The organism is Clostridium sp. AF32-7AC, assembly GCF_003477925.1.
In the GTDB taxonomy this organism is placed as follows: domain Bacteria; phylum Bacillota; class Clostridia; order Lachnospirales; family Lachnospiraceae; genus Otoolea; species Otoolea fessa.
This window is the reverse complement of sequence record NZ_QUEG01000013.1, coordinates 13369-38237: the sequence shown is the minus strand read 5'-3', so window position 1 is coordinate 38237 and position 24869 is coordinate 13369. Positions and strand designations below refer to the sequence as shown.

Genomic DNA, 24869 nt, shown 5'->3' with positions numbered 1-24869 from the left:
CAACCCCCATATCAGGATAAACTACACCCATTTTGTAATTATAATACAATCATATCCCGCGGGCAAGAAAAAATTCCTTACAAATATCATAGACATAAAAATACCGGGATACGCGCTTTTAATCTGCTCCGGCACGGTATTCCTCCCCCTTGGCAAATCAAATTCCACATATCCCGGCTATATTCACACACCTGCAAAAATGCTTGTTTCTGTATCTATTATTTTCTATTTTTTATTTCATAGGAAGCAATTTCCTATGAAATAAAAAAATCCGCACGCCCGGCTTCGAACGTATGCCATGGACGTTACCCTGACAGTTAACTCGGTCCAGGCTGCCTTGCGGCACACAGAAGGTTCTGCTTAGTGCTGCTGCATTCCTGCCCTGACACGGTTCACAGATTTCTGTTGCGCAAGACCCAGACTTCAACGCCACTTTTCAGGGGCAGCCCCACAGTAAAAACGCCCTCGGTCGGACAACACCCCTGCTATAGCGGATTGCAGGTACAGGGCACCGCTAACTCCCCGGCTGTGCGGAAACTTTATGACTTGATCTTATATGACGGAATGACCTGCAGACCGTCAGCCTGTTTAGTATACATGGCAGCCGCCGTTTTGTCAAGCCGGAGCTTGACTAACAAGCATTGTATAAAAATACACAAGAATACATTTTATTGTTTTTTTATCATTTTTTATCCCAGAATCTTGCAACAGAAGAAAGAAATCATTATAATAGGTATAAATCTAGCGACTGCAAAAAGTCAAACAGTTACTAAATCATAAAATTCTGTAAGATTGGAGCAACGATTATGGAGAAGAAAAACATCGACTGGAGCAACATCGGTTTCGGCTATATGCCAACGGATTACCGCTATGTTTCCATGTACCAGAATGGTTCCTGGGACGAAGGCGTCCTTACCTCCGACCCGAATATTACCCTGAATGAATGTGCCTGTGTTCTGCAGTATGCACAGACTTGCTTCGAGGGTCTGAAAGCGTATACGACCGAGGACGGCCATATCGTTACGTTCCGTCCCGACTTAAACGGCGAGCGTATGGAGAATTCCGCAAAAGGTCTTGAAATGCCGCCATTCCCGAAGGAGCGCTTCGTAGACGCCATCACAAAAGTAGTAGAAGCCAACGCAGCATTCGTACCGCCGTATGGTTCCGGTGCAACCCTGTACATCCGCCCGTATATGTTCGGTTATGATTCCATCATCGGCGTTAAACCGGCAAACATCTATCAGTTCCGTGTATTCTGTACACCGGTTGGCCCGTACTTCAAGGGCGGCGCTAAACCGATCACCATCCGCGTCAGCGATTTCGACCGTGCAGCACCTCACGGAACCGGTCACATCAAAGCCGGATTAAACTACGCGATGAGCCTGCATGCGATCGTCGATGCTCATAAGAACGGTTTCGATGAGAACATCTACCTGGATCCGCAGACACGTACCAAGATCGAGGAGACCGGCGGCGCAAACGTTATCTTTATCACCAAAGACGGCAAGTTGGTAACTCCGAGGTCCAACAGCATCCTTCCGTCTATCACACGCCGTTCTATCCTGCAGGTTGCAAGAGATTACCTCGGCATGGAGACCGAAGAGCGTGAAGTATACTTAGACGAGGTAAAGGATTTCGCAGAGTGCGGTCTGTGCGGTACCGCAGCTGTTATCTCCCCGGTTGGCAAGATCGTTGACCACGGCAAGGAAATCTGCTTCCCGGCAGGTATGGAGAAGATGGGTCCGGTTACCCAGAAACTCTATGAGACACTGACCGGCATCCAGATGGGTCACATCAAAGCTCCGGAGGGCTGGATCCACGTAATCAAATAAGGACTGTACCTTTCAGTTTGAACGGAAAATATGAAATTAAAAAAGCTGGCAGAGGTTTATTTGCCAGCTTTTTCTTCTTTCTTCTTTTTTCTCTTTTCACGCAATTCTTTGAAAAATTCTTTCAACATCATCGAACATTCCTCGCCCAAAAGTCCTTCTTCTGTCTCCACCTGATGATTGAATCCTTTTTCATCCAGAAGATTCAGTACCGAACCGGCGCAACCGGCTTTCGGGTTCATGGAACCGATGTAAACTTTTGGAATCCGCGCCTGCACGATCGCCCCTGCGCACATCGGGCATGGTTCCAACGTCACGTACAGCTCACATTCTTCCAGGCGCCAGTCGCCCATGCGCTTGCACGCTTTTTTGATTGCCGCGATCTCCGCATGTGCCAGCGCGCTATGATCGACCATCCGACGGTTGTAACCCCTGCCGATGATTTTGTCCTCATACACGATCACGCAGCCGATCGGCACTTCTCCGAGCGCCCAGGCTTTCTTCGCCTCGCGGATCGCCGCTTTCATATATTTCTCTTCCCGTGTCAATTTTGCTGCCACTGTTTTTTCCTCCGTTCAAATTCATCCGCTTCCAACAACAGACATCCTTATCCCAGTTTCCCGACAAGTTTGATCCGCTACCAACCAAACACCTGAAAGCATTTGACCCGTGTCCATCCTACCCAGAAAAGCTATCCTTTGTCAAGAGTTCTCCAAAAGGATCAACCGGCTTTTATGTAAAATTCAAATCCGTATACCAATACCCGAACCGGCTGTCGCGCGGCGGCTGGCGGGTGGAACGGACAAAGCGGTCAAAGCCGAACATCGCCGCCATATATTTTTCATTGTTTCCATAATGTCCCGGCACGCCCAGAATGTAGCGCCCCCGTTCGCCGGGTTTCCCCAGTCTCGCCAGAATCAGATATCGGTAGTTGTAGTAACCGTGCAGAAGAAAGCTGTTATTTCCATACACCCAGTTTTCCCGCGGCAGAAGCCCGATATCCTGCGGTTTGATTACCAGAATCTCGCAGCCGTCGGCGCATTCGAAGGCGGTTACTTTGGGATAGGCAGCACGCAGACGGTTCCAGAGGGACTCGGCGGGATCTTCTTTCGGAAATTCCTTGGATGAATCTGGTTGCGGTTGTTTTTGATTTTGAGAGTCTGACTGAAATGCCTCTTGATGGTCTGGTGGAGAATCTGGAGGCATTTCTTTCTGGACTTCCCGGGTGGATTCTTGAGAATCTTTCCGTCGCGCCTCTGTCTGCGCTTCCTGATTGGATTCCTGAAAACTTTCCTGCGGTGTCTCCGTTTGCGCTTCCTGATTGGATTCCTGAAAACTTTCTTGCGGTGTCTCCGTTTGCGTTTCCTGATTGGATTCCTGAAAACTTTCTTGCGGTGTTTCCGTTTGCGTTTCCTGAACAACTTCTGCCTCTTGATGATCGGATGTTTCTGAGATATCTGGAACCGCTTCCATGGTTTCCGTGTCCTCGAAAATCTCCAGGTTTGAATCCTCCAGCTTTTCTGGCTGGGGCTGGCTGATTCCGAAGTCCGTTTCGTTTATATTCACAGCTTCTTTCTTCTCTGTCTCCGTGGATGTGTCCTGATTCTCCATTTCTCCCGACCGGGTAAGTTCTGACGCCTCATCCAATTTTTCTTTCCCTACAGACGCGCTGTTCACTTCCCCAGATACATTCTCTGCCAGTTTCCGCGTTGCCTCTTCCTTCTCCGCTTCCTGCTCCCGCACTTTCTCAGCAGTCACATCCGCCAGCTCAACCTCTGCCGCATGCGCGACGGCATCTTCCCAGATCGTCGTATAGGCACGCCATGCGCTGTCCGTCTCATGAAGAGTCAGACCACAGCACTCTTCCATATTGCAGCCGCTTCCTTCAATATTTTCACAATTGACGACGGCACGGAACTCCCCATTTCCGCCACGGACAAACAGGGTGCCGATACGGATCTCCTCCTGCCCTGCCAGAAGGTATACGCCGATCGGGCTGCCGCCCGCAAAGACACGGCGGACGCTGACCTGAATCCGGCAGGAAGTTCCCCGCGTCTCCAATTTCGCAAATCCCGTATTTTTCCCTTTGATTCCGCCTTCGTATGCATAGATATATGATATTAACCGATGATATGCAGACATGTTTTCACTCCTTTGCTTTGTATTATATGCAAAAGAAGCGCCGGTTTATGACAGGATTTCTATATCCTGATATAAACCAACGCTGCAAATACGTCCGTATAACGCAAAATCGGGAACAGTTAAAAACTGTTCCCGATACTGCCGGCGACCGGAATCGAACCGGTACGAAGTTTAACCCTCGCAGGATTTTAAGTCCTGTGCGTCTGCCAGTTCCGCCACGCCGGCATCATGATTACTCATGACTGGCACAAAGCCAAATGGATGGAGGTGGATTCGAACCACCGAAGCGAGACGCAACAGATTTACAGTCTGCCCCCTTTGGCCACTCGGGAACCCATCCAAAATTGCTCTGACAGTTGAAGATTATAACATGGCTGTCTCAAAAAAGCAAGTGTTTTTATATATTTTATTTAATATTTTTATTTCCATTTTTTCCTGCTTTTGATTCTTCTCGCTCAACTGCCAGAAATCATATATCTTGTCGAAGCCACATTTCCTACAATGCCGTATCATTTCCCGTCAAAACGATACTTCCGACCGGTGGGATTTTCACCTCGATATAGCCGTCCTTTACCTCATGTTCAACCTGTCCGGCGTTGTAACCGTCCTCATAGGTCATCATTTCCCGGCGCAGGAGCGCCCCGTCGCGCGCCCCGATCTGCCAGACCGGAATCTTGAGCGTCAGCCAGTCATCACCTGTATTGACCGCCGTCACGCCGCAGCACGCGCCGCCAGCTCTCTGAGCACTCTGAAAACGTCCATAGGCAATATAGCCATCTCCCGCCGCCAGCGCTTTCAGGGAACCATTTCTAAATGCCGGACAGCGTTTCCGGATGCCGCTCATGTAGCGGTGGAACTCGATCAGCTCCAGATTTTCCCCGCCCCACGGGTACGTCCGGCGGCTGTCCGGATCGGTCCATCCACAGACGCCCGCTTCGTCGCCGTAATAGATCGTCGGTGCGCCCGGCCAGGTCATCTGCATGACAACACCCTGGCGGAAAATGCCATAGCTGATGCCTTCCTCCGCTGCTTTTGCACCTGCCGACGCAAGACGACCCACCCGGCGGTTTGTCCGCGTCATAAAGCGGGAGTGATCGTGGTTGGACAGCTCGTTCATCGCACACTGCACGGAAGCCGTCGGCATTTCACTCATATGGTAGCGCATCGCCTCAAAAAAGGCGCATCCATCCCCAAACAGAGCCGGATTTTCTTCGTCACTGTGCTTCTCCATCCCGGTCAGAAACCATGACAGCGGCTCCATAAACGCATCATAATTCATGACCGTATCCCACTGATCGCCCTTCAGCCAGTCATACGGGCTGCCGTAATGTTCCGCGATCATGACCGCCTCCGGATTTGCCTCCTTGACTGCCGCGCGGAAATCACGCCAGAACTGATGGTTCATCCCGGCGCTCCGCCCCAGATCTGCCGCCACATCCAGCCGCCAGCCATCTGCTCCAAACGGCGCCGATACCCATTTTTTCGCAATCCCCAGAATGTACTGGTACAATTCCGGCGATTCCTCGTAATTGAGCTTCGGAAGCGTCGCGTGTCCCCACCAGCCATCGTAGCTGTCATTAAACGGCCAGGCATTTTCATTGTGAAACTGGAAGAAATAGCGATACGGGCTGTCCTCCGAGACATATGCCCCCTGCGGATAGCCGCCCGCGTGCTGGTACAGAAGTTCCGCATCCAGCCATTTATTGAAAGAACCACAATGGTTGAACACACCGTCCACCAGCACCCGGATTCCCCGCTTGTGCGCTTCCTCAATCAGGCGGGCAAAAAAGGCATCGCTCGCCTCCAGGTTCTGCTCATCCGCCGTCCGCGTCATATATTTATGTGCGCGGTCATTGTCCGTATCTTCCGGGCACACCAGCCCGTCTGCGTCCTCCAGAATCACTCCATAATGCGGATCGATATGGTCGTAGTCCTGACAGTCATACTTATGGTTCGACGGTGATACAAATACCGGATTTAAGTAAATTGCCTCTATCTTGAGACTCTTTAAATAATCAAGTTTATCTAAAACACCCTGAAGATCGCCGCCGTAAAACCGTCCCACATCGAGTGTACCGATCGGTTCCTTCCAGTCCGTCACCCGGGTGACCGGCTTTTTCAGATAAATATATTCATTGGTTTCCGTATCGTTTGTAGGATCGCCGTTGCAGAACCGATCCACATAGATCTGATACATCAGCGCGCCCTTGCTCCACTCCGGCACATGAAACCCCGGAATCAGGCGGAACGGGTGCGCCGCCGCATCCTCTGTCAGCCCGATCCGGTTGTAAAGACAGACGTTCTCGCCCCAGGTTACCTGAAATACATACGAAAATGTTTTCGTTCCCAGAGTCAGCGCACAGCTGTAGTAATCAAAACGGCTGTCTGACTTGTCAGCCATACCGCTACCATCTATGCCTCGATTTGTATCTGCACCGTTCCCAACGCTGCCAGCACAGCACTCCCACGAAAGCCGTTTCATCTGCCACTCCTGCAAAAGCGCCCCGGTCTCCGGGTCACATTCCAGCAGTACAACCGCATCTGCTCCATTTTTCTCTGTTCTGAAATAAAATGTAACGACTTCACCCGCATCTGCCTCCGAAGGACAACGGTAATCCTCTGTCTCGTCGCAAAATAGCGCGTCGCGATTGATCTGCTCCATCTGTTTCCCTTTCCAGCGGTTTCGCCGCTTTCACAATCATGTTATTTTCTGCCCATATTTTACAGGATTTCCCCAAATTACACAAGTTATTTTCACGCCCCTAATTTTAGGTAATAAAAAAGAATGTGCCTTGGCACATTCGGGCGTCTCGCGCGGTCGCTTGCGACATGTTTCTGCTTCGCGCGAGTGTGCATCCTCGCGGAGCGTTTTTTGTTTCATAGGACGTAATTTCCTATGAAATAAAAAAGGTCAGCGGGGTAGCTGACCTTTTTAGGAGAAGGTATTTCGTTTTATGGGGTGTAGCAAAAACTATATAATGTATTGGGGGGGGGTTACGTCTATTATAATAGCATAGGAGCGGAAATAAGTGTGCACAAACATCGTTTTATTTCGATTTCTTTTTTGTGCAAATCAACACTCTCTCCCGAAATGTCCAGCAAAATCCGCCTGAAATTTGCATAAAAGAAGGTGCCACCACTGCCATTTCCATCTATCCGATGGCTGTCCGGGATGTCTCCCGCACATTCTGGCAGCTGACTGGCACCTTTTTTCAGGCTTATTTGCAGACCTGTTTCATGCTTTGAACTTTTTATGCTTCTATCACCGGAGTTTCAACTTCCCCTGACGGCTTTTCTCCATCCTGGAACAGCGCTTCAAACTCAGCCTGACCGATCTTCTCTTTCTCCATCAGCAGGGCACAGCAGGAATGAAGGACATCCTCGTGATCGAGAATGATCCGTTTTGCCTTGGCGTAGCACTCATCGATGATGCGCTTTACCTCGCTGTCGATCTCGCTCGCCACTTCCTCGCTGTAGGTTCTCGTATGCGCCAGGTCGCGGCCAATAAAGACCTCGTTGTTGTCGCCGCCGTAGTTGATCATGCCCAGCTTCTCTGACATACCGTACTCGGTTACCATCGCGCGCGCCATCGAGGTCGCCTGCTTGATATCCTGGGAAGCGCCGGTCGTGATGTCGTCAAAGATAATCTCCTCGGCGATTCGTCCGCCCAGCGAAACCATGATATTTTGAAGCATTCTGCCCTTCGTCATATGAAGCTCATCCTGCTCCGGAAGCGGCATCGTATAGCCTGCCGCACCAACGCCGGTCGGAATGATCGAAACGGTATGAACCGGTCCCACATCCGGGAGGACATGGAACAGAATCGCATGACCCGCCTCATGGTATGCGGTAATCTTCTTATCTTTCTCGGAAATCACCTTGCTGCGCTTCTCAGCGCCGATTCCCACTTTAATAAAGGCTTTCTCAATATCCGTCTGGGTCAGGAACTTACGTCCCTCTTTTGCGGTATTGATCGCCGCCTCATTCATCAGGTTTTCCAGATCGGCTCCGGTAAATCCAGCGGTTGTCTGCGCGATGCGGTGTAAATCCACATCCTCGCCCAGCGGTTTTTCCTTCGTATGGACGCCGAGAATCTCCTCGCGACCCTTGACGTCTGGTCGTCCGACTGCCACCTTTCGGTCAAATCTGCCCGGCCGCAGAATCGCCGGATCGAGAATATCCACACGGTTCGTCGCCGCCATGACAATGATGCCCTCATTGACGCCGAAACCATCCATCTCAACTAAAAGCTGATTGAGCGTCTGCTCGCGCTCGTCGTGACCGCCACCCATGCCGGTACCACGCTGTCTGGCAACCGCATCGATCTCATCGATAAAGACGATACACGGGGCATTTTTTTTGGCTTCCTCAAACAGGTCGCGGACACGGGATGCGCCAACACCGACGAACATTTCAACAAAATCCGAACCGGAAATCGAGAAGAACGGGACACCCGCCTCGCCCGCTACGGCCTTAGCAAGCAAGGTTTTACCAGTTCCCGGAGGTCCGACTAGGATCACGCCCTTCGGGATGCGCGCTCCGACACCGGTGTATTTCTGCGGGTTTTTCAGGAAATCTACGATCTCCTCCAGTTCCTCTTTCTCCTCTTCCAGACCGGCAACTTTGGTAAAGTTGACCTTGCTGGTCGATACCATCCGGGCACGGCTGCGTCCAAAATTCATCATCTTGGCATTTGCCCCGCCGCCGGAACGGGAATTGATAAACATAAACAGGAAGATCAGGACGCCTGCGGACAAAGCGATCGGCAAGATCACCGTCATAAAATAGCTGTCCTGGCGGACGCTGGTGGTCGTGTACGGAACCCCCGCCTTGCGCAGCGCCATCTCTACTTCCTTCACATCCAGCACATTGAACTCCTCCCGGTCACCGGAGGTTGTCTCAAAAACAACCTCACCGGTCGGCACCTCGCGGTTCGGGCGGATCTGTGCGCTCTCTACGGTCTTATTTTCCAGATATACCATGAACTCCGGATAGCTTAATTCCCGCTCCGTCGCCATTCCAGGAACCTTCAACGAGAAAAACATGATAACAAGCAGCATGAGGATCAGAAGCCCCACGCCTCCCATCGACTGACGTTGTTTCAACTGGCTTCCTCCTTATACTTCCACAACACCGATGTACGGCAGGTTGCGGTATTTCTGATCGTAATCCAGGCCGTAACCTACGACAAACTCATCCGGGATTGTAAAGCAGGTATATTTAACCTGAACCTGTTTTTTTACACGGCGCTCCGGCTTGTCAAGCAGGGTGCACAGCTCGATATTTTTCGGATTTCTCTGTTTTAATACCTCGATCAGATATGCCAGGGTGCGTCCGGAATCGATGATATCCTCCACGATGATGACATTCTTGCCCTCCAGCGGCTCGTCCAGATCCTTGATAATCTTTACCACACCGCTTGACTTGGTGTCAGAACCATAGCTGGATACAGACATGAAATCCAGGGAAACCGGAATAGTCAGGCGTTTTGCCAGTTCGCAGGTAAAGAATACGCCGCCCTTTAAGATACAGATCAGGTGGACTTCCTTTCCCTCATAATCTTTGTTGATCTGTGCTGCCACTTCACTGATCTTCTTGTTTACTTCTTCTTCCGTTAATAATACACGAATCTTATCAGCCACTGCTTTTTCCTCCGTTAAATTCCACCTCAAGGATGGTTTTTGTCTGTTCTGTTATCTTATAATATGCGCTGATCCGGTGCCCCACTATCCACAGGATATGTTTTTCTTCCGCCAGAAGCCAGATTTCCTCCCGCTCCTGTCTCGGAATTTTCTCATCGATCATCCAGGATTTCAGCGTCTTCCGACCGCCGGACGGCAGTGTCAGGTAGTCCCCCGGCTGCCGGTGTCTCAGCGATAAGGTACCTTTTATTTTATCATAGTCAAACCATTTCGTATACTGGTTTTTCGGAAATTCATCCCCATTTTCACAGGGGAAAGTATGCATCTGCAAAAGATTCTCATTCTGGATGCCCGGAAGCAAACCCCCTTTTCTTTCCCCTGGATGACTAAGCGGGCGCACTTCAAGAAATCCATATATATTTACCGCCCGGAACCCATGCGGCAGCGAAATACTCTTTCCGGTTCCCTGGTACAGAAGTTCCCGAACCGCCTGCACATGCGTCTCCGTCACGTCCCGGAGCGGCATTTTGCTCTTTAAAAACAGCCGCCGCACGATATAACCCTGCACAATCTCCGCCTGCTCTGCCAGCGCTCCTGCATCCGCTTTTCCGTCCGGTGCATGCTTTTGAAGCCATTCCTCTGCCACCTCTTCCAGATAGGCATCTGCCTGCCGGATGCGTCTGCCCGCCTGGTCGATATGACGGACTGCCTGTGCATTCAGGCGCTCTTCTACCGCCGGAAGCAGTTCATTCCGAAGCCAATTGCGGCTGTATTCACTCTCCTGGTTCGTCGAGTCCTCGACCCAGTCCTGTCCCTGCTGCCGCAGCCAGGTCTGAATCTCGCTTCGCTGCGCCCAGAGAAGAGGACGGATGATGCGCCCCCGCACCGGAGCAATGCCGGAAAGCCCGGTCAGACCGCTTCCGCGGAACAGGTTAAAAAGAACCGTTTCCGCGTTATCATCCGCATGGTGGGCGGTGGCGATATGAACCCGGGCGGCTACCGCCTCTTTCCCCCCCGCATTCTCCGATGTCAAATCCGGACACATCTCTTTCTCCCACGCAAGCGCCGTCTCCTCATACAGGCGGTACCGCGCCTGCCGTCCCGCCTCCTCGACGGAACATTTCCGGTCAAGCGCCTCTTTCGCCGCATCGATACGGAACTCATAAAAAGGAACTTCCAGCCGTTCACACAGCATCCGTGAAAATGCCGCATCTCTATCCGCCTCCGCGCCGCGCAGCCCGTGATGGACATGGAGCGCCCGCAGGGAAATCTGAAACGTCTCCCGCAGCTTCCAGAGCACCAGCAAAAGACCGACGGAATCCGCTCCCCCGGATAAACCGACCAGAACGCCATCCCCCGGCCTGGCCATATGATTTTGTCTCATATAAATTTCTGTTTGTTTCTGCATTCTTTTATATTTCTTTTTATCCCTCTTAACATCCACTCGTAACTACTGTTCCGTACCTTCACAGTATAACGGATCTCCTCTTATTTCTCAACCTGCCAGATTCTACGTTACTGTTCACGCATACGTGCCCAGTAACGGAATTTGCCGTGGCTTCGCATTTAAATACGGCAAATTCCTGCTGCCACCACGTTTTCTTACGGCACTTTCGGTTCCAAAAGTGCCTACCCGTAAACAGTAACTACCCACGTTCCAGCACCGTCCCGACCAACACGGTGCAGTCATCCACCACACCCCCGGACGAAAGCCCGGACGCAAACGCCAGGATCTGTTCTGCCAATTCCTGCGGGTTGCCGCCGGAAAGGTTTGATATAAATTCCATGAACGTCTCTTCCTTGTGTTCCCCCGGCATCGCTTCGAGAATACCGTCGCTTATCATAATGATTTTTTCGCCGTCCCACATTTTCCGCGACATCAGAACCGGCTCCGCGTTCTGTACAATTCCCATCGGCAGCCCGCCTGCTTCCAGAAACTCAACACCCTCACGCCCCAGAATAAAGGTCGGCACCGCGCCCAGCTTCATCGCTTCCAGCACACCTGTCCCCAGATCGATACAACATAGATCGATTGTTGCCGGATTCTGCTCCGTACCCGCCAGCAGAAGCACCGTATTTACCAATTTGAGCGCCGATCGCGCCGAAAATCCCGTCTCCAGCAGGCGCTGGGTCAGCTCAATGACCTTCTCGCTGTCCTCGCTGGCGCTTCTGCCGCTTCCCATGCCGTCCGACAGGCTCATAATCACCTGCCCCGGAAGCCCGGTCTGCACCGTGCATGTGTCGCCTGAAATCGGTTCTCCCTCCCTGGGGCTGCACGCCATGCCGTACACCATCCGGTATTTACCTTCTTCCACAAAACGGAAGGTCGCCGCATTGCGGGTGATAAGGCTTTTGCTGTCCTTCGCCACACTCCAGTGGCTTCCGGCGATCGCGCGTCCCAGAAGTTCCGCCACATCCCGCGCCGTCATACATCGCCCATTGACGCTGCGGAGTGTGAGAAACGCCTCCTTCTGCTGATTTTCATATTGAAGCACCAGCATGTTGTCCACGCGCAGATGGCTTCTGCGAAGTATCCCCGAAAGCATCTCCTCCCAGGATGCCGTCACATCCGACGCCTGCTCCATCTGGTTGGAAAATTCCTCCAAAATCGCCGCCAGCTCCCGGAACTGGACGATCACCGCATCCCGGCTTTCCAGAAAACGGTTTTTCCACCCCAGATTCATCGTCGCCCGGCCGAGGCTCCGGTTCAATTCCCGCAAATATGCCTCTCTCTGGGAACAGATCTCATGAAACAGGCGAGGCATGTCCTCCAGGTCGATTTTCCCTTTCTGCTCGAACGTCCGAAGCAGATAATAGAGATAATAACTGTCGTCCCGGCGGCTGCCATAATACAGGTTGCACCGTGTACAATCGCCGCATACCGCCGACGCCGCCGTCTGCATTGCCGCCAGTCCGTCCTCCTTCGTCAGATGCCCCTGCCCGCCGATCTCATCCGCAAACGCCTGCGCCAGACCACCCAGTGACAGTGCCATGCTCTTTAAACGTCTTGCCGTGTAGACGTTGACATCCGCCATATCTCTATGTAAAGTTCTCCGTTTAAGCACAAAAATCCCTCCTAACCTGTATAACGCCATTATATACAGGCTGGAGGGAAATATTTGTCAAACGGACGGAGCAAAATCAGGGAAAACTTCGACATTTTCCGACACATCCAGGAATGCTGCTCCCCTGTGTGGCATGCCCCGGACATTCTATGATGCACCGCAAGCCTAATTCGAATTGGACGGTTTGAGCAGGATCTCATTGCGGTTTACAAGTCCCAGCTTCTCCTTCGCTACCTTCTCGATATACTGCTTGGTCTGCACGTATACCCGGTATTCCTCAAGCTGTTTGGCACGTTCTTCTTCTTTCGCAACCTGCGCCTCCAGATTTTCCTCTCGAATTGAATAGCTCTTATCCTTTTCCTTGAGATCGATGCCCTTGATGTGCACGGCAGCCGCCAGACTCAGCACTACCATCGTAACGCCCACAAGCGCCATCCGGTTGTTTAAATTGTCCTTTTTCTTTTTCCGTGCATTTCCACCCGGTCTGCCTTCTGACATCTGTCTACGCACCTTCATCTCACTTCCTTTCCAGATTCTCTGCCTGTCCCCTTGTTGTATGTTCCTTTCCGGTCTTCTGGCTTTTTTTGCCTCTTCCTTTTATTCTAATCCATCTGCTGCATTTTTTCAATACCGCAAACAAAAGACGGCTGCCCGTCCGGTCATAAAACACCATGCCGCCCAGCACGCCCGCCACCGCATAGCCGCGCAGAACTCCGTCATTCTGCCCGAACAAAAGCCGGAACGTCGCAAAGCTGGCAAAGAGCCAATACGCCGCATCCTCCATGCCTGTCCAAAATGAGCTGTGCCGTACCAGCCACCGGAAGATCCTAAGCCCGTCATACATCATCATCAGCGCGATTCCCGTACACACACTGCCGCCAAGCAGCCATATTTCCCCTCTTACCGTCCCGCTCATCCGCCACCGCCTAACGGAACAGCCGTCCAAAGAACGACTCCTGCGATTTCCGGCGGGACTCGTTGGAAGAATACGAAAAGCTCTCAAACTCGCCCTCAATATCCACTTCGCCCTTTTCCAGTGTCAGACGACTCACATGCAGCGCCTTCCCACGCACCGTCAGAAGCCCCATGTCTGTATCGAGAATCATCTGGTTCTCATCAAATGACACCACATCCTGGATCCCCGTCACACTCCCCTTTTCCCGGTTCAGAAGCTCCAGCTTGTGAGGTCTGGCATTCAATTTTTCTTCCATGCAAAAAACCTCCCAATATTTCCAACCTATAGCTGCCTACTGTTAAATATATTGGGAGGTTTTCAGGTTTATGAATGATTATCTGGCCGGTTCCCAGACACCGTCTGCATTTACATAATAGCCGTCCGGTGTCCACTCAGCCATATAAAGGGAGCCGTATGGACGTCCTGCGTCCTCCATGTAAACCCAGGTTTTTAATTCTTCACTATACGCCCAGGTCGGCTGCGGTGCATACGGATTTAAGTATACATAGCCTAAATCCGGAATCAGCTGCCACTCCGTCAGCATCTCTCCCGTTGTCGGATCCAGATAATACCATCTGCCGTCCTGCGGATCCAGATACCAGCCCGTCCGCATGCCTGTGTTTTCGTCCACATAGTACCATTTGCCTGCGCTGTAATCATAGACCCAGCCCGTCCGGATATATCCATCGGCTCCAAACGCCCACCATGCGCCCCGGAGCTGTTTCCACACAACCTGTTCAACCTGTCTGCCGGTCACCGGATCCAGAACCAGACTTCCGGACAGATACGTGCCGTTTGACAGGCGGTAGCGCCATCCGGCACTCTCTTTTACCCATGTGCTGGTACTTCTGTCGCGGCTGGAAGTGGCCGTTCCCTGCGGATTGCCTGGAGTAGACGGGGTCGGATTCGATGGATCCGGTTTCGTCGGATTGGACGGGGCAGACGATGCTTTCTTTGTCTGGACCGCGACCGCCTCGCTGGCTGCGGATGCCGTCGTATTGACACCCTCTTTGAGTCTCACATAGAACTTGTAAGTTGTTTCCGGTGTCAGCCCGGTAAATACCGGTGAATCCTGCCATTCTCCCTGATCCGCGCAGTATTCCAGTTCATATCCCGCCGGAATCGCAGTTCCATCCACAAATGCAGACGGTGCTTTCAGGGTCACGCTGGTGTCTGTCCACGCTGCTGCCTGGGGTGCTTTCGGGGTCTTTGTTCCTATTTTTTTGATCGTCAGGCGCACTGTAATCGGATCACTCATATAATTTACGTTACTGTCCGGAATCTTAATCCTACAGGAATACGTTCCCGCATTGGTCGGCGGTGTCATGCTGGAATAAACGGTTCCGTTCACACCTTCATAGTGAACCTCATACTGACCCTGAAACTGTTCCGAAAGATCATATTCACCTATCGTTGCCTGAATTCCATCCCCCACAGACTTCGGCGTTCCATCGTAATCAACCTCTTTATCCGTACCATTCAGTGTAACCTTATCTTTGTCCCCAAAATACACATGTGTCTCAACATCCTGCGCCGGCATCTTAAAGGAAGCGGTCCATTTGCCGCCGGATTCGGTAAATTTCGGCGGGTAAACAACTATAAGTAAACCACCGCTGTATGTTAAGCATGCATTCTTGTTCTGCATCCCCTTCATCCGCTCAACACCTGCATCTGTCAGGGTCGCCGTTACCAGCTCCCCGGCTTTTGCCTGAGTCTTGTCCAGCGTATAATAAGAACTGCTTTCCGGCTTCTGCGTAATTGAAAATACTGCATTCGGATCATCCTGAACCTCGATATCCACAACTACCATACCCGGTCCCTCTAAGTATACATAGAGAGTCGGGAGACCGGTTGCATCATCGCATTCAACACAATAATCACCGTTTTCCTTAAGGTCTGATCGGCTAGCTACTTGGTTCGGTGTAAATGAACCTTTCTTATAGATCGACATCGACTTTATATTAAATTCTTTAAACAGCTTGCCACTGATAATATTTGTTACTTTCAGAGAGCCAATATGTTCCCCTCCGCTCCACTCTCTGGTTTCAAAGGCTGCCGTTGTTCCCCATGTACCCCACTCCTGTCCTACGAACCAGGTATACTGGTATGCGTTCATATTTTCCGCATAGGAAACCTGTACAGAGGCATCTGAACACGGCATCGTAAAGCAATACACCGTCGGATTCTCCAGATTGCAAATTGTCGCATTCACCTTTGAACCATTTGCATCGGTAATTGTTACTTCGCTTACGACATCTCCTGAATCCAGACCCGTAAATGCAAGGTAAACTTTTTCTCCGGCTTTCCGTGGAAATGTAAATGTACCAGTTTCACTACCTGTCGTAGAAATCGGATTTATTCCATTTGTTGCATCTTCCAGAGATGCATAGGCTTTCACGACTGCATTCGGAGAGTTTATCGTATTCTCCCGTTCTACTGTAACTGTGTGTTCCGCCGTATCAACTGTCAGCTGGCATTCTGCCTGCTTGGAAGGATCCGCCGCGCTGGTGGCTGTGATCGTATAGGTTCCCGCTTCTGCCACATCCGCAGCAGTTACCAGTCCATCCTCTACCTTGACTGCCGGATTACTGCTTTTCCACACCACATCTCTGGACGCTCCGTTTACCACATCGACGGTCGCAGTGAGCCGGACGCTTCCTCTCGGGTAAATCGTCTCATTGGTCTTATCCAGCGTAATTCCGGTAACCGAAGGTGTCAGATCCAGCGTCAGATCCGGACGTAAAGTCTGGTTTTTCAGAATCGGGAAAGCATACTCGCCGGTTGAATCCATCGTCCAGGTAGAATCAAAATTCCAGCCCAGCTTTTTATAAAATTCCGGATCTTTCAGGTCTTCCGCCGTTGCGTCCGCTCCATATAGCTTGTCTGCCCCCATCGTATCTGGATCCGGGGTCAAAATCGTTCCATCTGATTTTCTCGCAACTGTGCCGGCAAAGCCGTAGTTATCCCGGCAGCTTCCCGTTGTTCCGCCAATCCGGTTGAGCGATCGCATCTCCGGGAAAATGCTGACACAAGAGGAAATCGAACCGTTGGCGGAAATGCCTGCCACGGATGCGCCAATGGGATTTTTGGGCAGAGCTTCGCCTGCCGCGTAGCTGTGGGAGATCTTTACTTTACTGTCATTTCCGCATCCTACCAGTCCGCCAATAGAATTTCCCGCTTCAACGTCCATATCCACAACTGCATAGCTGTTGTCAATTGTTGTACTTCCACCGGTCCAACCAACCAAACCACCTGCAAAGCCACTGCTGGCGGTTCCCTTGATTTCAGCATCTGCATAGCAGGACTTAATATTTACCGAATAATTATACTTCCCCCTTACATTTCCAATCAAACCACCTGCCGATTCAATCTTATTCGTTCCATCTGCAGTTTCGATTGTTCCACTGACGTAACAATTTTCTACCGTCAGAGAACCATATACATCACCAACCAGGATGCCGACTCTCGCCCCATCGCGGGAAGCTTTAACCACCGCATTTTCTATGGTCAGATTCTTAATTTCACAATTCGAAGAAATTGCTCGAAACAATCCCACATAAACTTCGCCGACCGCATTCAAGCCTCGAATCATATGTCCGCATCCATCAAATTCAGCTCCGGCATTAGGAATCGAAGTAAACTCGTGACCGCCCATATCAATATCGCACATCAGTTTCGCTTTCCAGTTTGAAATCTTCGTATTTCTAAAATACGCAAGCTCTGCCCCTGTACTAATTTGATAATAACCATGTTCGTCTTTGGTCGGTTCCACAGCCGTTATTCCATCCCACTGATCCTGCACCCATACCGCCTTAAATGCTACATTTCTATTTGGCATTGTATAATCTGCACCGCTGGCATATGTAGTACTTCCGTCACTCCAGCCTTTAAAATTCATGCCATATACCTTAAAGGTATTCTCCGGAAGCGTAATCACAGTTCCGGCTGCGGCATTTCCCAGGGTCGGCGCATCTCCCTGTGAATCCTGGCGTCCGGATGCAAAGGTAATTGCATACTTCGCCGCGATTGGAAGATTTATTTCGATTGTTTCTGTTGACGCGCCCTCAGAGGTATCGCTCAAAACAATCATTCCCGTGATACTTCCGTTTTGTCCCGGTTCTTTGCCATCCGTTGCTGGTGTTAGATGGAACCCTTCTTCAGCGGACCAGTCCGCATGAATTTTTTGATTTGTGATAACGTTCTGTACAACCTGCAAAATTTCATTCGCTGTTGTCTCATTTGTCACTGTCATCGCCTGCAGCGCTGCCCGTGCCGCTGTTTTGACATCCTCTAAGGTCTGCTCTGAAAATTCATAATTTCCACTCTTCGTCTCCTCGCTGTCACCATAGGTTGAACCATCTCCCGTTGCTTGAACTCCAAACGTATAGATTCCGCCCTCTGCAATCTGGGCGGTAAAATCGTAACCAGCTGTATCCGCCCCAAGTGTTACCGGACCCCCCAGTGCTGAACCATCCTTATAGAGCTGTACTTTATAACCCAATGCATTCGTAACCGGACGCCAGACGGCCTTTCCTTTTACTATCTCATCCCATTTGACATTCTCAGGTGCCGCAAGCCGAACAAGGTTTACCTCTTTTTTCAGCACAATCGAACCAATCGAACTTCCCTTGTAATGGACATATAAGGTTATTTCATTCGTATTGCCAAGATTCAGCGATTTAGCAAATTGAATCTTAATACTGCTAGTTCCATTTTCAGTATTCACTGCAAGAAGTGTAACTCCGTCATATGCCGTTCCATCTTCCTCGGATGAAAGTTTAAAATCCTCCAACCGTAAATCTTCATTTCCGGTATACGTAAGCGCAATCTCTCCATCTGCCATGGCGGTGTCCGCATCTGTTGTCTGGAAAGTTCCTGTCACCGTTTGTCCCGAAATCATGGAAACCGGGTTTGTTTCCATGGTGAAATCAAGAGCTTCTGGATCGGCATCCGAAATCGTAACTTTTTTCTTAACCGTAAGATATCCAGTCTTTTTGATCGTTACGTCATAGTCTCCATTGGCAAGATCAATGCAAAAGGTTCCTTCTGAATCCGTTTTCACCTTTTTCTCGCTGCTGCCCTTCTTAAAAGTAATCTCCGCGTCTGCGATTCCGGTTTCTCCAGACTTTACTGAGCCTGTTTTTATCTCGGTTGCCTCAAGATACTCTGGTATGTCTGTGCCGGAGAATATAATTACTTCTTTATTATCTCTTTGCATCTTTAGCGTCGGAAGCTGATTAGCGGCAAATTCCCAGTTTTCCGCATCACTTCCCCAGCCAATCGTGTTTTTCCAGAAATTGGTTGTTAAAAGGTCTGGTTTGAAAACACTCTCGCTACGATGCAACTCTGGCCATTTTCTATCTTTATCATTCTCTTTATCAAGAAGGGTTTCACCACATTTAACCCTCATACCCTGATAGGCGAAATTTCGTCCACCAACTACATGAACTTGATAATCACCGAAATAGCCAAAAATTCTATCTACATAGTATTGCGAACTGTTTGTGGAAATCTCTTCTTGCAATGCTGCGCTCTTATTAATTGTAACTGTTTTTCCTTGTCCACCAACTAATCCACCTGCACCGCGACCTGAATTTGTCGAAACACTTCCCATTGCAATACAGTTCATAATATTCAACTGCGTGCCATTTTTCACTTTAACCGAACCAACCAAGCCTCCAGCTAAAGACTCCCTATTATTATTATCTTTGTTTTCAATCTCTGCATTAACAATACAATTTTGAATTTCCAGCGTCCCCGACTGAACCTGTCCAATTAATCCACCTGCGGCACAATTTCCTGTAGTAGCAAGACTGCCACTGATATAACAATTTTCAATCTGCGAATCAGCACCTACAGTTCTCGCAATCGCTCCTACATGCTTTCCATCTCCCGTAATGGTCACATTGGACAAAATCAAATTTTTAACAGTTCCCGCCAAAACATTAAACAACGGCTGCGAAATTCCACTCAGCTCATATCCATTACCATCTAAACCAGCCGTTAGTGTTCTTGACTCCCACGACTCACCGCTTAGATCGATATCAGCCCCCAATCTAATATATTTACTTACACCAGAGGATTGATTTCCATTATATTGATTCTTTTGGTTTTCACCCATAACAGTAAACCACTGTTTTACATTACAAATCACATAGGGATACTCTTTCGTACCTTTTCCCGTGATTCCTTCATCTGCATACAACGCAATCCCCGCGTCTCCCACCTGCACATGGATCTCCGGCAAAGCAGTGTCTTCCGGTATCTCTTCGCTTTCCGGAATCACCGGAATATAGGTATAGATCGCCCCATTGTATTCTTCATTGGCTTTATCGTAGCCCTCCCAGGTCTTTTCTTCAGTTTCTTCTGGTTCACCGTCCTCATCGAAGCGGTCAAAATAGTCCTCCGGTGCCAGTCCGCCCCGAAATTCAGAATAGTCGCTGTTTTCTGCATCCAGTTTCCACGTGATACCCGACAAAGTCCGCTCGGTGGTTTCTTCTCCCATCGTCTCACGCACGGTAAGAGTCTCCGGGAACTGGATATCGGATTCTTTGCTTCCAAGCGGGAGAATCTGATCGGTGATCGATTCTTCCAACGGTACAAATTCCAGCGTTGTTTTCACCTGCTCTTCTTCCAGGACCGTGATCTGGATCACCGGAAGTTCGTCCTCATCTACCTCATAATTGCTGCTTTTCAGCTCTGCACGGAACAGGTAGATGCCCGGATTTTCCCCATCATAACGGGATGCCTGGCTCTCTTCTTCATCCAGAACCCAGCGCACCCTTACTTTTCGCCAGAAACCTTCCTTTTCGTCAATCTCTTCCTCGGTTTTCTCATCCGTCTTGACATCTTCCTTCGATTCATCCGTTTTTCCATTCGAAGAATCGGCATCTTCATTCAAATCTGCATTTCCACCCGAAGAACCGGAATCTGTCTTACCGGAATCGTCTTTCTCATCGGATTCACCGTTCCCCGGATTTGCATTTTCATCCTGAGAGTCCCCATTTTCCGCCGAATTTCCATCTTTCCCAGAATCTCCCTGTTCACCTGAACCGGATTCCGCTTTCTCTAAGCCCTCTCCACCTTCGCTTTTGTCTTTGCTATTCTCTCCGGCATCTTTTCCTTCGGTATCTTTTCCTTCGGTATCTTCTTTTTCTCCATTCTCTTCACTGTCCGTCTTTTCCAGCACGGCATCATCATTTGTGCGGTTGGCAAACGCTGCTACATTCTCATCGCTCCCTGCGTCAGGCACATCTTCGGTTTGCCCCCCCCCCGCTGACAAAAACGTCTATGCTGTCCGGCATCTCCAGATCCTGATACCGGGTGCCATAGGGAACTTTCTGATACAGAACCTGTTCCGATAAACTCTCGATCTCCCGGATCTGATAAAAATTCGTGTTCGCATAAACTCTAGGCACAGAGCCATATGAACTGCACGTTATCACTACCACCATTCCTGCTGCCAGGATTCTTCTTTTTCTCCTTCTCATACGCTTTTTCCTCTCATTCTCGAAATGTTGATTATCCGTCATAAAGTGTGTATACACAAATGAGTCGTCACTATATTTATATTATAATAATCAACTCTCACAAATTCAAGACAGAATCTGTTCTTTTAAGCGCATAAAGAAAAACGAGACGACCGAAGTCGTCTCGTAAAAGTCTAACTTTGAGGGGGCACCTCATTCTCTTGACTTCTTTTTTTATTTCCCTTCTTTATATCATTGTTTTCCCAGGTTCTCCGGGGTTCTGCACCATGTCAGGAGCATTCCTTTTAAAAATTCCAGTTCCTGCGTGTGGTCTTCCTTGTGATCGTCCGCCCACACAATTCCCTGTGCATAGCGCTCAGCCACCGCCAGCATCGCAATCGCAACGCTTGTAAATAACTGCTGCTCCGGGATATCGGTCCGGATGCTTTTATCGCTCCTCGCCTGCTCATAGAACTTATGATACAGCGCTCCTGCCGGCTTCAAAACATCCAGATGTTCAGCCAGCGCTTCCCCCTTGACTTTCTCCCGGGAGATAAAGTTTTTATAGTTATTACTGAACCGGAGTATTTCCGGGCGTTCCCGGTAAATCCGGATGATCTGGTCCGTATAAAACTCAATGTACTGATACGCCGTGAATGATTCAAATATCTCCGGTCCCTTTTCTTCCAGAATCTTCTTCCAGAGATCGCCCCAGATTTTTCCGCTGATCGCTATCACAAGCTTGACCTTCGTCTGATAATAGTTATATAGGGTCGCAACGCCCACTTCCGCAGCGTCCGCCACTCTTTGTAAGCTGACATTCTCGATCCCATATTGCGAAAACAGCCTGAATCCAGCTTCCATCAGCTGTTCTTTCCGGCGCATCGCCTCTTTTTCATCCCGCTCTATATTTCTTGGCATTTCGTCCTCCGCGCCTTTTACTGACGTCTCTTGGATTTTTACAGGTATTCAAACATTTCTTTGGCATCTTCCTTGCGGATGGTCTCCTGTACGCTTGTAATGCGGACCTTCACCGATTTATTGCCGAAGGCAATTTCAATCACATCCCCAACCTTGACCTCCGCGCTGGCTCTTGCCACTTTATCATTCAGCATCACTCGTCCGCTGTCACACGCTTCATTGGCTACGGTTCTTCTCTTGATGATGCGGGACACTTTCAAATACTTATCTAGCCTCATATTTTTCCTTTCCATAGCCCCTTGCAGGGCACTTTCATCCTGGCGGAATCCCTTCGCTCCTATAATACTAAAGCCCTCCATGATATTTTATCACGAAGGGCTGTCTGTCACACATATATGTCTGAGATAATTATGCGTTTACCATATCCTTTAATGCTTTACCAGCTTTGAACTTCGGAGTCTTGGAAGCTGCGATCGGCATGGTCTCGCCGGTCTTCGGGTTTCTTCCCTCTCTAGCTGCTCTCTCAGCTACCTCAAAAGTACCAAAGCCAACCAGCTGAATCTTTCCGCCCTTAACCAGTTCCTCGGATACTGCATCTGTGAAAGCCTTGATTGCCTTCTCTGCGTCTTTCTTGGAAAGCTCTGCTTTCTCAGCTACAACTGCGATTAATTCTGTCTTGTTCATCGTATATTCCTCCTAGCTTATATCTTTGCACATGAATCCTCTTAGTTTTCTTCGTACATGCCCGCAAATCTTACTTTACATTTATATACATTTCTCCTTGCTTTGTCAAGGTTTTTTGCACTTTTCCTCACATTCCGAACCGACAATCGTTACGACTCGCAAATAGGAATTTTCTAAACTGAAAATTCCGTACGATGCCGTTTAGGCAGCAGATTTTTCCGATTTTAAATGCGAAGCATCGCCAAAATCATAGTTTGAAGCACACGCAAGCACTTCACACTGTGATTTTTTGGTGAAAACCCGTGTAGTATCTGTGAAATCCCTTGTGCTTTTATATCATTTCCGATATACCTCCATCTTATTCAGCATACTTCTCTTTTCCGATCATGTTTTCTATCGTTTTTGCATGCTTTTCTCCGTCTTTCAGAATATTGTTTTTACAGGCTTTCGTCAACCTTTTCGTTACAGTTACACTGTCTTCTTTACTTGCCTGAATCCCATTCTTATGGTAAGATCAAATAATGTATATCCGGCCTATTACGGCAAACATATAGAAAGGCTGAAAATTATTATGAAAAAGCAAAAACTATCTTCCCTTCTGCCTATCGCTGTATTTCTGATCTTTTATCTGGGGCTAGGAATCTGGTCAGAATATATCATGAAGATCCCGATGGGCTTTTACAACATTCCGATTGTTGTCGCATTTATGCTTGCGATCCTGACGGCCTGTTTCCAGAACCGTTCTCTTTCCTTTGACCGGAAACTGGAGCTGATGGGGCAAGGCATCGGAGATAAGAACATCATCACCATGCTTCTCATCTTCCTGACAGCCGGAACCTTTGTCGGTGTCGTAGGACGAAGCAGTGCTGAAAGCGTTGCTTATCTGATGCTGTCTCTTATCCCGGCCCGTTTTTCCGTTGCTGTTCTCTTTGTGGTAGCGTGCTTTGTCTCTACCTCCATGGGAACCTCCGTTGGAACCATCACCCTGATCGTTCCGATTGCCGCTGCCGTATCTGAGACCTCTGGTTTCTCTCTGGCCCTTTGCGTCGCATCTGTCATCGGCGGTGCCATGTTTGGAGATAATCTCTCTTTCATCTCCGATACAACCATCGCAGCCTGCAACGGTCAGGGATGTGCTATGAAGGATAAATTCCGTGAGAACTTCGGCATCGCACTTCCGGCTGCCATCGCTTCCCTGGCACTTATCCTGGTCGTTTCCTTCCATCAGGATCCGGGAGCTGCCATCATAAAACCATACAACCTGATTCAGCTGATCCCCTATCTTCTGGTATTAGCAGGCGGCATTGCCGGTATTCAGGTATTTGTCGTTCTGTTAGTCGGAATCGTATCCGGTGCCATCATTATGCTGGGCTCCGGCCAGACTACTCCCTGGGAAATGCTTACCAACATGGGTTCCGGCACTTCCGGCATGTTTGAGACCAGTATGGTTGCCATCTTAGTTGCAGCTATGTGCGCACTGATCCGTGAAAACGGTGGCTTCGATGTTCTTCTTAACGTTATTCATCGCATCTTCCGCGGAAAACGCGGCGGTCAGTTTGGTGTCGGCCTTTTAGTTACCCTGCTGGATATCGCAACTGCCAATAACACAGTAGCTATCGTTATGGCCAACCCTATTGCAAAGGAAATTTCTGAAGATTATGGCATCAGTGCCAGAAAGACAGCCTCCCTTCTGGATACCTTTTCCTGTATCTCCCAGGGAATCCTGCCTTACGGTGCTCAGATGCTGGTAGCATTATCGGCGGTTCATGAGCTGGGCTATGAACTGTCTGCCTTTGAGGTCATGCCGCTTCTGTTCTATCCAAGCATGCTGTTTATCAGTTCTTTAATCTGTATCTTTCTGCTTCCAGAGCGCGGAGACCGTGTCAAAGCAAAAAAATAACAGCGGAACCCTTTCCACTGCACACATAAAAAGCTAAACATAAGAAGAGCTGTCCGACTTTCTCGTCATCAGACAGCTCTTTTATGAAATATCTCGAAGTTTCACTATATAACCTCTCTTTCTTAATTTTAACAAAAAAGGGGCGTGTTCACAATTTATTTACTCATGCGTTTGTCGTGCGCCTTGCTGTGTTTTTTCTGTGAAAAATCATGGAGTATCTGTGAACTTCCTTGCGCTTTCGTCTGTTTTTCGATATATCTGT

17 protein-coding genes, 2 tRNA genes and 1 other RNA gene are annotated in these 24869 nt (G+C 49.5%); 2 read left to right on the top strand and 18 right to left on the bottom strand.

Features of this window, described 5'->3' with window-relative positions; genetic code table 11:
- Nucleotides 1–271 precede the first annotated feature (271 nt).
- Nucleotides 272–534, bottom strand: an RNA gene (gene ffs, locus DWZ45_RS13705) — signal recognition particle sRNA large type.
- Between the two features lie 272 nt (nt 535–806).
- Between ffs and DWZ45_RS13700 the strand changes: the two genes are divergently transcribed.
- A complete protein-coding gene (locus tag DWZ45_RS13700; protein WP_118469447.1) occupies nt 807–1832 on the top strand; it encodes a branched-chain amino acid aminotransferase in 1026 nt (341 codons plus the stop codon).
- Between the two features lie 56 nt (nt 1833–1888).
- Here the strand turns inward: DWZ45_RS13700 and tadA are convergent, their stop codons facing one another.
- The 17 genes from tadA to DWZ45_RS13615 form a co-directional block, all read right to left on the bottom strand.
- The gene (gene tadA, locus DWZ45_RS13695) at nt 1889–2377 is read right to left on the bottom strand and encodes a tRNA adenosine(34) deaminase TadA (RefSeq protein ID WP_118293780.1); all 489 of its coding nucleotides are present in this window, start codon (nt 2375–2377) and stop codon (nt 1889–1891) included.
- A gap of 184 nt (nt 2378–2561) precedes the next feature.
- Nucleotides 2562–3971, bottom strand: a complete 1410-nt coding sequence (locus tag DWZ45_RS13690; RefSeq protein WP_118469446.1) for a DUF6128 domain-containing protein — start codon at nt 3969–3971, stop codon at nt 2562–2564.
- Nucleotides 3972–4110: 139 nt separating this feature from the next.
- Nucleotides 4111–4196 (bottom strand) — tRNA-Leu (locus DWZ45_RS13685).
- Between the two features lie 33 nt (nt 4197–4229).
- Nucleotides 4230–4311, bottom strand: a tRNA-Tyr gene (locus DWZ45_RS13680).
- A gap of 156 nt (nt 4312–4467) precedes the next feature.
- Nucleotides 4468–6633, bottom strand: coding sequence for a glycoside hydrolase family 13 protein (locus tag DWZ45_RS13675; protein WP_118469445.1), 2166 nt, complete (start codon nt 6631–6633; stop codon nt 4468–4470).
- A 589-nt stretch (nt 6634–7222) separates the two neighbouring features.
- A complete protein-coding gene (gene ftsH / locus DWZ45_RS13670; RefSeq protein WP_333491459.1) occupies nt 7223–9031 on the bottom strand; it encodes an ATP-dependent zinc metalloprotease FtsH in 1809 nt (602 codons plus the stop codon).
- A 57-nt stretch (nt 9032–9088) separates the two neighbouring features.
- Nucleotides 9089–9613: a hypoxanthine phosphoribosyltransferase gene (gene hpt / locus DWZ45_RS13665; RefSeq protein WP_022360393.1), complete on the bottom strand. Its 525-nt coding sequence runs from the start codon at nt 9611–9613 to the stop codon at nt 9089–9091.
- Complete coding sequence (tilS, locus tag DWZ45_RS13660) at nt 9606–10997, bottom strand: tRNA lysidine(34) synthetase TilS (RefSeq protein WP_227589734.1); 1392 nt, start codon at nt 10995–10997, stop codon at nt 9606–9608. Before tilS ends, hpt begins: the two co-directional genes overlap by 8 nt.
- Before the next feature lie 262 nt (nt 10998–11259).
- Nucleotides 11260–12678, bottom strand: a complete 1419-nt coding sequence (locus DWZ45_RS13655) for a SpoIIE family protein phosphatase (RefSeq protein WP_118469443.1) — start codon at nt 12676–12678, stop codon at nt 11260–11262.
- 165 nt (nt 12679–12843) lie between these two features.
- Entirely contained in the window at nt 12844–13194 is a 351-nt protein-coding gene (locus DWZ45_RS13650; protein ID WP_243015316.1) for a septum formation initiator, read from the bottom strand.
- A gap of 1 nt (nt 13195) precedes the next feature.
- Nucleotides 13196–13594 (bottom strand): spore cortex biosynthesis protein YabQ, encoded by a 399-nt coding sequence (yabQ, locus tag DWZ45_RS13645; protein WP_118469442.1) that lies wholly within the window; start codon nt 13592–13594, stop codon nt 13196–13198.
- Nucleotides 13595–13604: 10 nt separating this feature from the next.
- Nucleotides 13605–13889, bottom strand: a complete 285-nt coding sequence (yabP, locus tag DWZ45_RS13640) for a sporulation protein YabP (RefSeq protein ID WP_118469441.1) — start codon at nt 13887–13889, stop codon at nt 13605–13607.
- Nucleotides 13890–13967: 78 nt separating this feature from the next.
- Nucleotides 13968–20885 (bottom strand): carboxypeptidase regulatory-like domain-containing protein, encoded by a 6918-nt coding sequence (locus DWZ45_RS13635; RefSeq protein WP_118469440.1) that lies wholly within the window; start codon nt 20883–20885, stop codon nt 13968–13970.
- Nucleotides 20878–21123: a hypothetical protein gene (locus DWZ45_RS13630; RefSeq protein ID WP_118293767.1), complete on the bottom strand. Its 246-nt coding sequence runs from the start codon at nt 21121–21123 to the stop codon at nt 20878–20880. Before DWZ45_RS13630 ends, DWZ45_RS13635 begins: the two co-directional genes overlap by 8 nt.
- A 231-nt stretch (nt 21124–21354) precedes the next feature.
- The gene (locus DWZ45_RS13625) at nt 21355–22023 is read right to left on the bottom strand and encodes a TetR/AcrR family transcriptional regulator (protein WP_118469439.1); all 669 of its coding nucleotides are present in this window, start codon (nt 22021–22023) and stop codon (nt 21355–21357) included.
- Between the two features lie 38 nt (nt 22024–22061).
- On the bottom strand, nt 22062–22301 hold the full coding sequence (locus tag DWZ45_RS13620) for an RNA-binding S4 domain-containing protein (RefSeq protein ID WP_022346712.1): 240 nt from the start codon (nt 22299–22301) through the stop codon (nt 22062–22064).
- 130 nt (nt 22302–22431) lie between these two features.
- Complete coding sequence (locus DWZ45_RS13615; RefSeq protein WP_022360642.1) at nt 22432–22707, bottom strand: HU family DNA-binding protein; 276 nt, start codon at nt 22705–22707, stop codon at nt 22432–22434.
- A gap of 571 nt (nt 22708–23278) precedes the next feature.
- Here DWZ45_RS13615 and DWZ45_RS13610 point away from each other — a divergent pair.
- The gene (locus tag DWZ45_RS13610; protein WP_118469438.1) at nt 23279–24607 is read left to right on the top strand and encodes a Na+/H+ antiporter NhaC family protein; all 1329 of its coding nucleotides are present in this window, start codon (nt 23279–23281) and stop codon (nt 24605–24607) included.
- The last annotated feature ends 262 nt before the right edge of the window (nt 24608–24869 follow it).

Coding starts and splice junctions, on each gene's coding strand:
- DWZ45_RS13615 (WP_022360642.1), bottom strand. CDS start 22,707: ATGAACAAGACAGAATTAATCGCAGTTGTAGCTGAGAAAGCAGAGCTT.
- DWZ45_RS13690 (WP_118469446.1), bottom strand. CDS start 3,971: ATGTCTGCATATCATCGGTTAATATCATATATCTATGCATACGAAGGC.
- DWZ45_RS13610 (WP_118469438.1), top strand. CDS start 23,279: ATGAAAAAGCAAAAACTATCTTCCCTTCTGCCTATCGCTGTATTTCTG.
- tilS (WP_227589734.1), bottom strand. CDS start 10,997: ATGAGACAAAATCATATGGCCAGGCCGGGGGATGGCGTTCTGGTCGGT.
- DWZ45_RS13675 (WP_118469445.1), bottom strand. CDS start 6,633: ATGGAGCAGATCAATCGCGACGCGCTATTTTGCGACGAGACAGAGGAT.
- DWZ45_RS13625 (WP_118469439.1), bottom strand. CDS start 22,023: ATGCCAAGAAATATAGAGCGGGATGAAAAAGAGGCGATGCGCCGGAAA.
- DWZ45_RS13620 (WP_022346712.1), bottom strand. CDS start 22,301: ATGAGGCTAGATAAGTATTTGAAAGTGTCCCGCATCATCAAGAGAAGA.
- ftsH (WP_333491459.1), bottom strand. CDS start 9,031: ATGCTGCTTGTTATCATGTTTTTCTCGTTGAAGGTTCCTGGAATGGCG.
- DWZ45_RS13630 (WP_118293767.1), bottom strand. CDS start 21,123: ATGAGAAGGAGAAAAAGAAGAATCCTGGCAGCAGGAATGGTGGTAGTG.
- DWZ45_RS13650 (WP_243015316.1), bottom strand. CDS start 13,194: ATGAAGGTGCGTAGACAGATGTCAGAAGGCAGACCGGGTGGAAATGCA.
- DWZ45_RS13700 (WP_118469447.1), top strand. CDS start 807: ATGGAGAAGAAAAACATCGACTGGAGCAACATCGGTTTCGGCTATATG.
- yabP (WP_118469441.1), bottom strand. CDS start 13,889: ATGGAAGAAAAATTGAATGCCAGACCTCACAAGCTGGAGCTTCTGAAC.
- yabQ (WP_118469442.1), bottom strand. CDS start 13,594: ATGAGCGGGACGGTAAGAGGGGAAATATGGCTGCTTGGCGGCAGTGTG.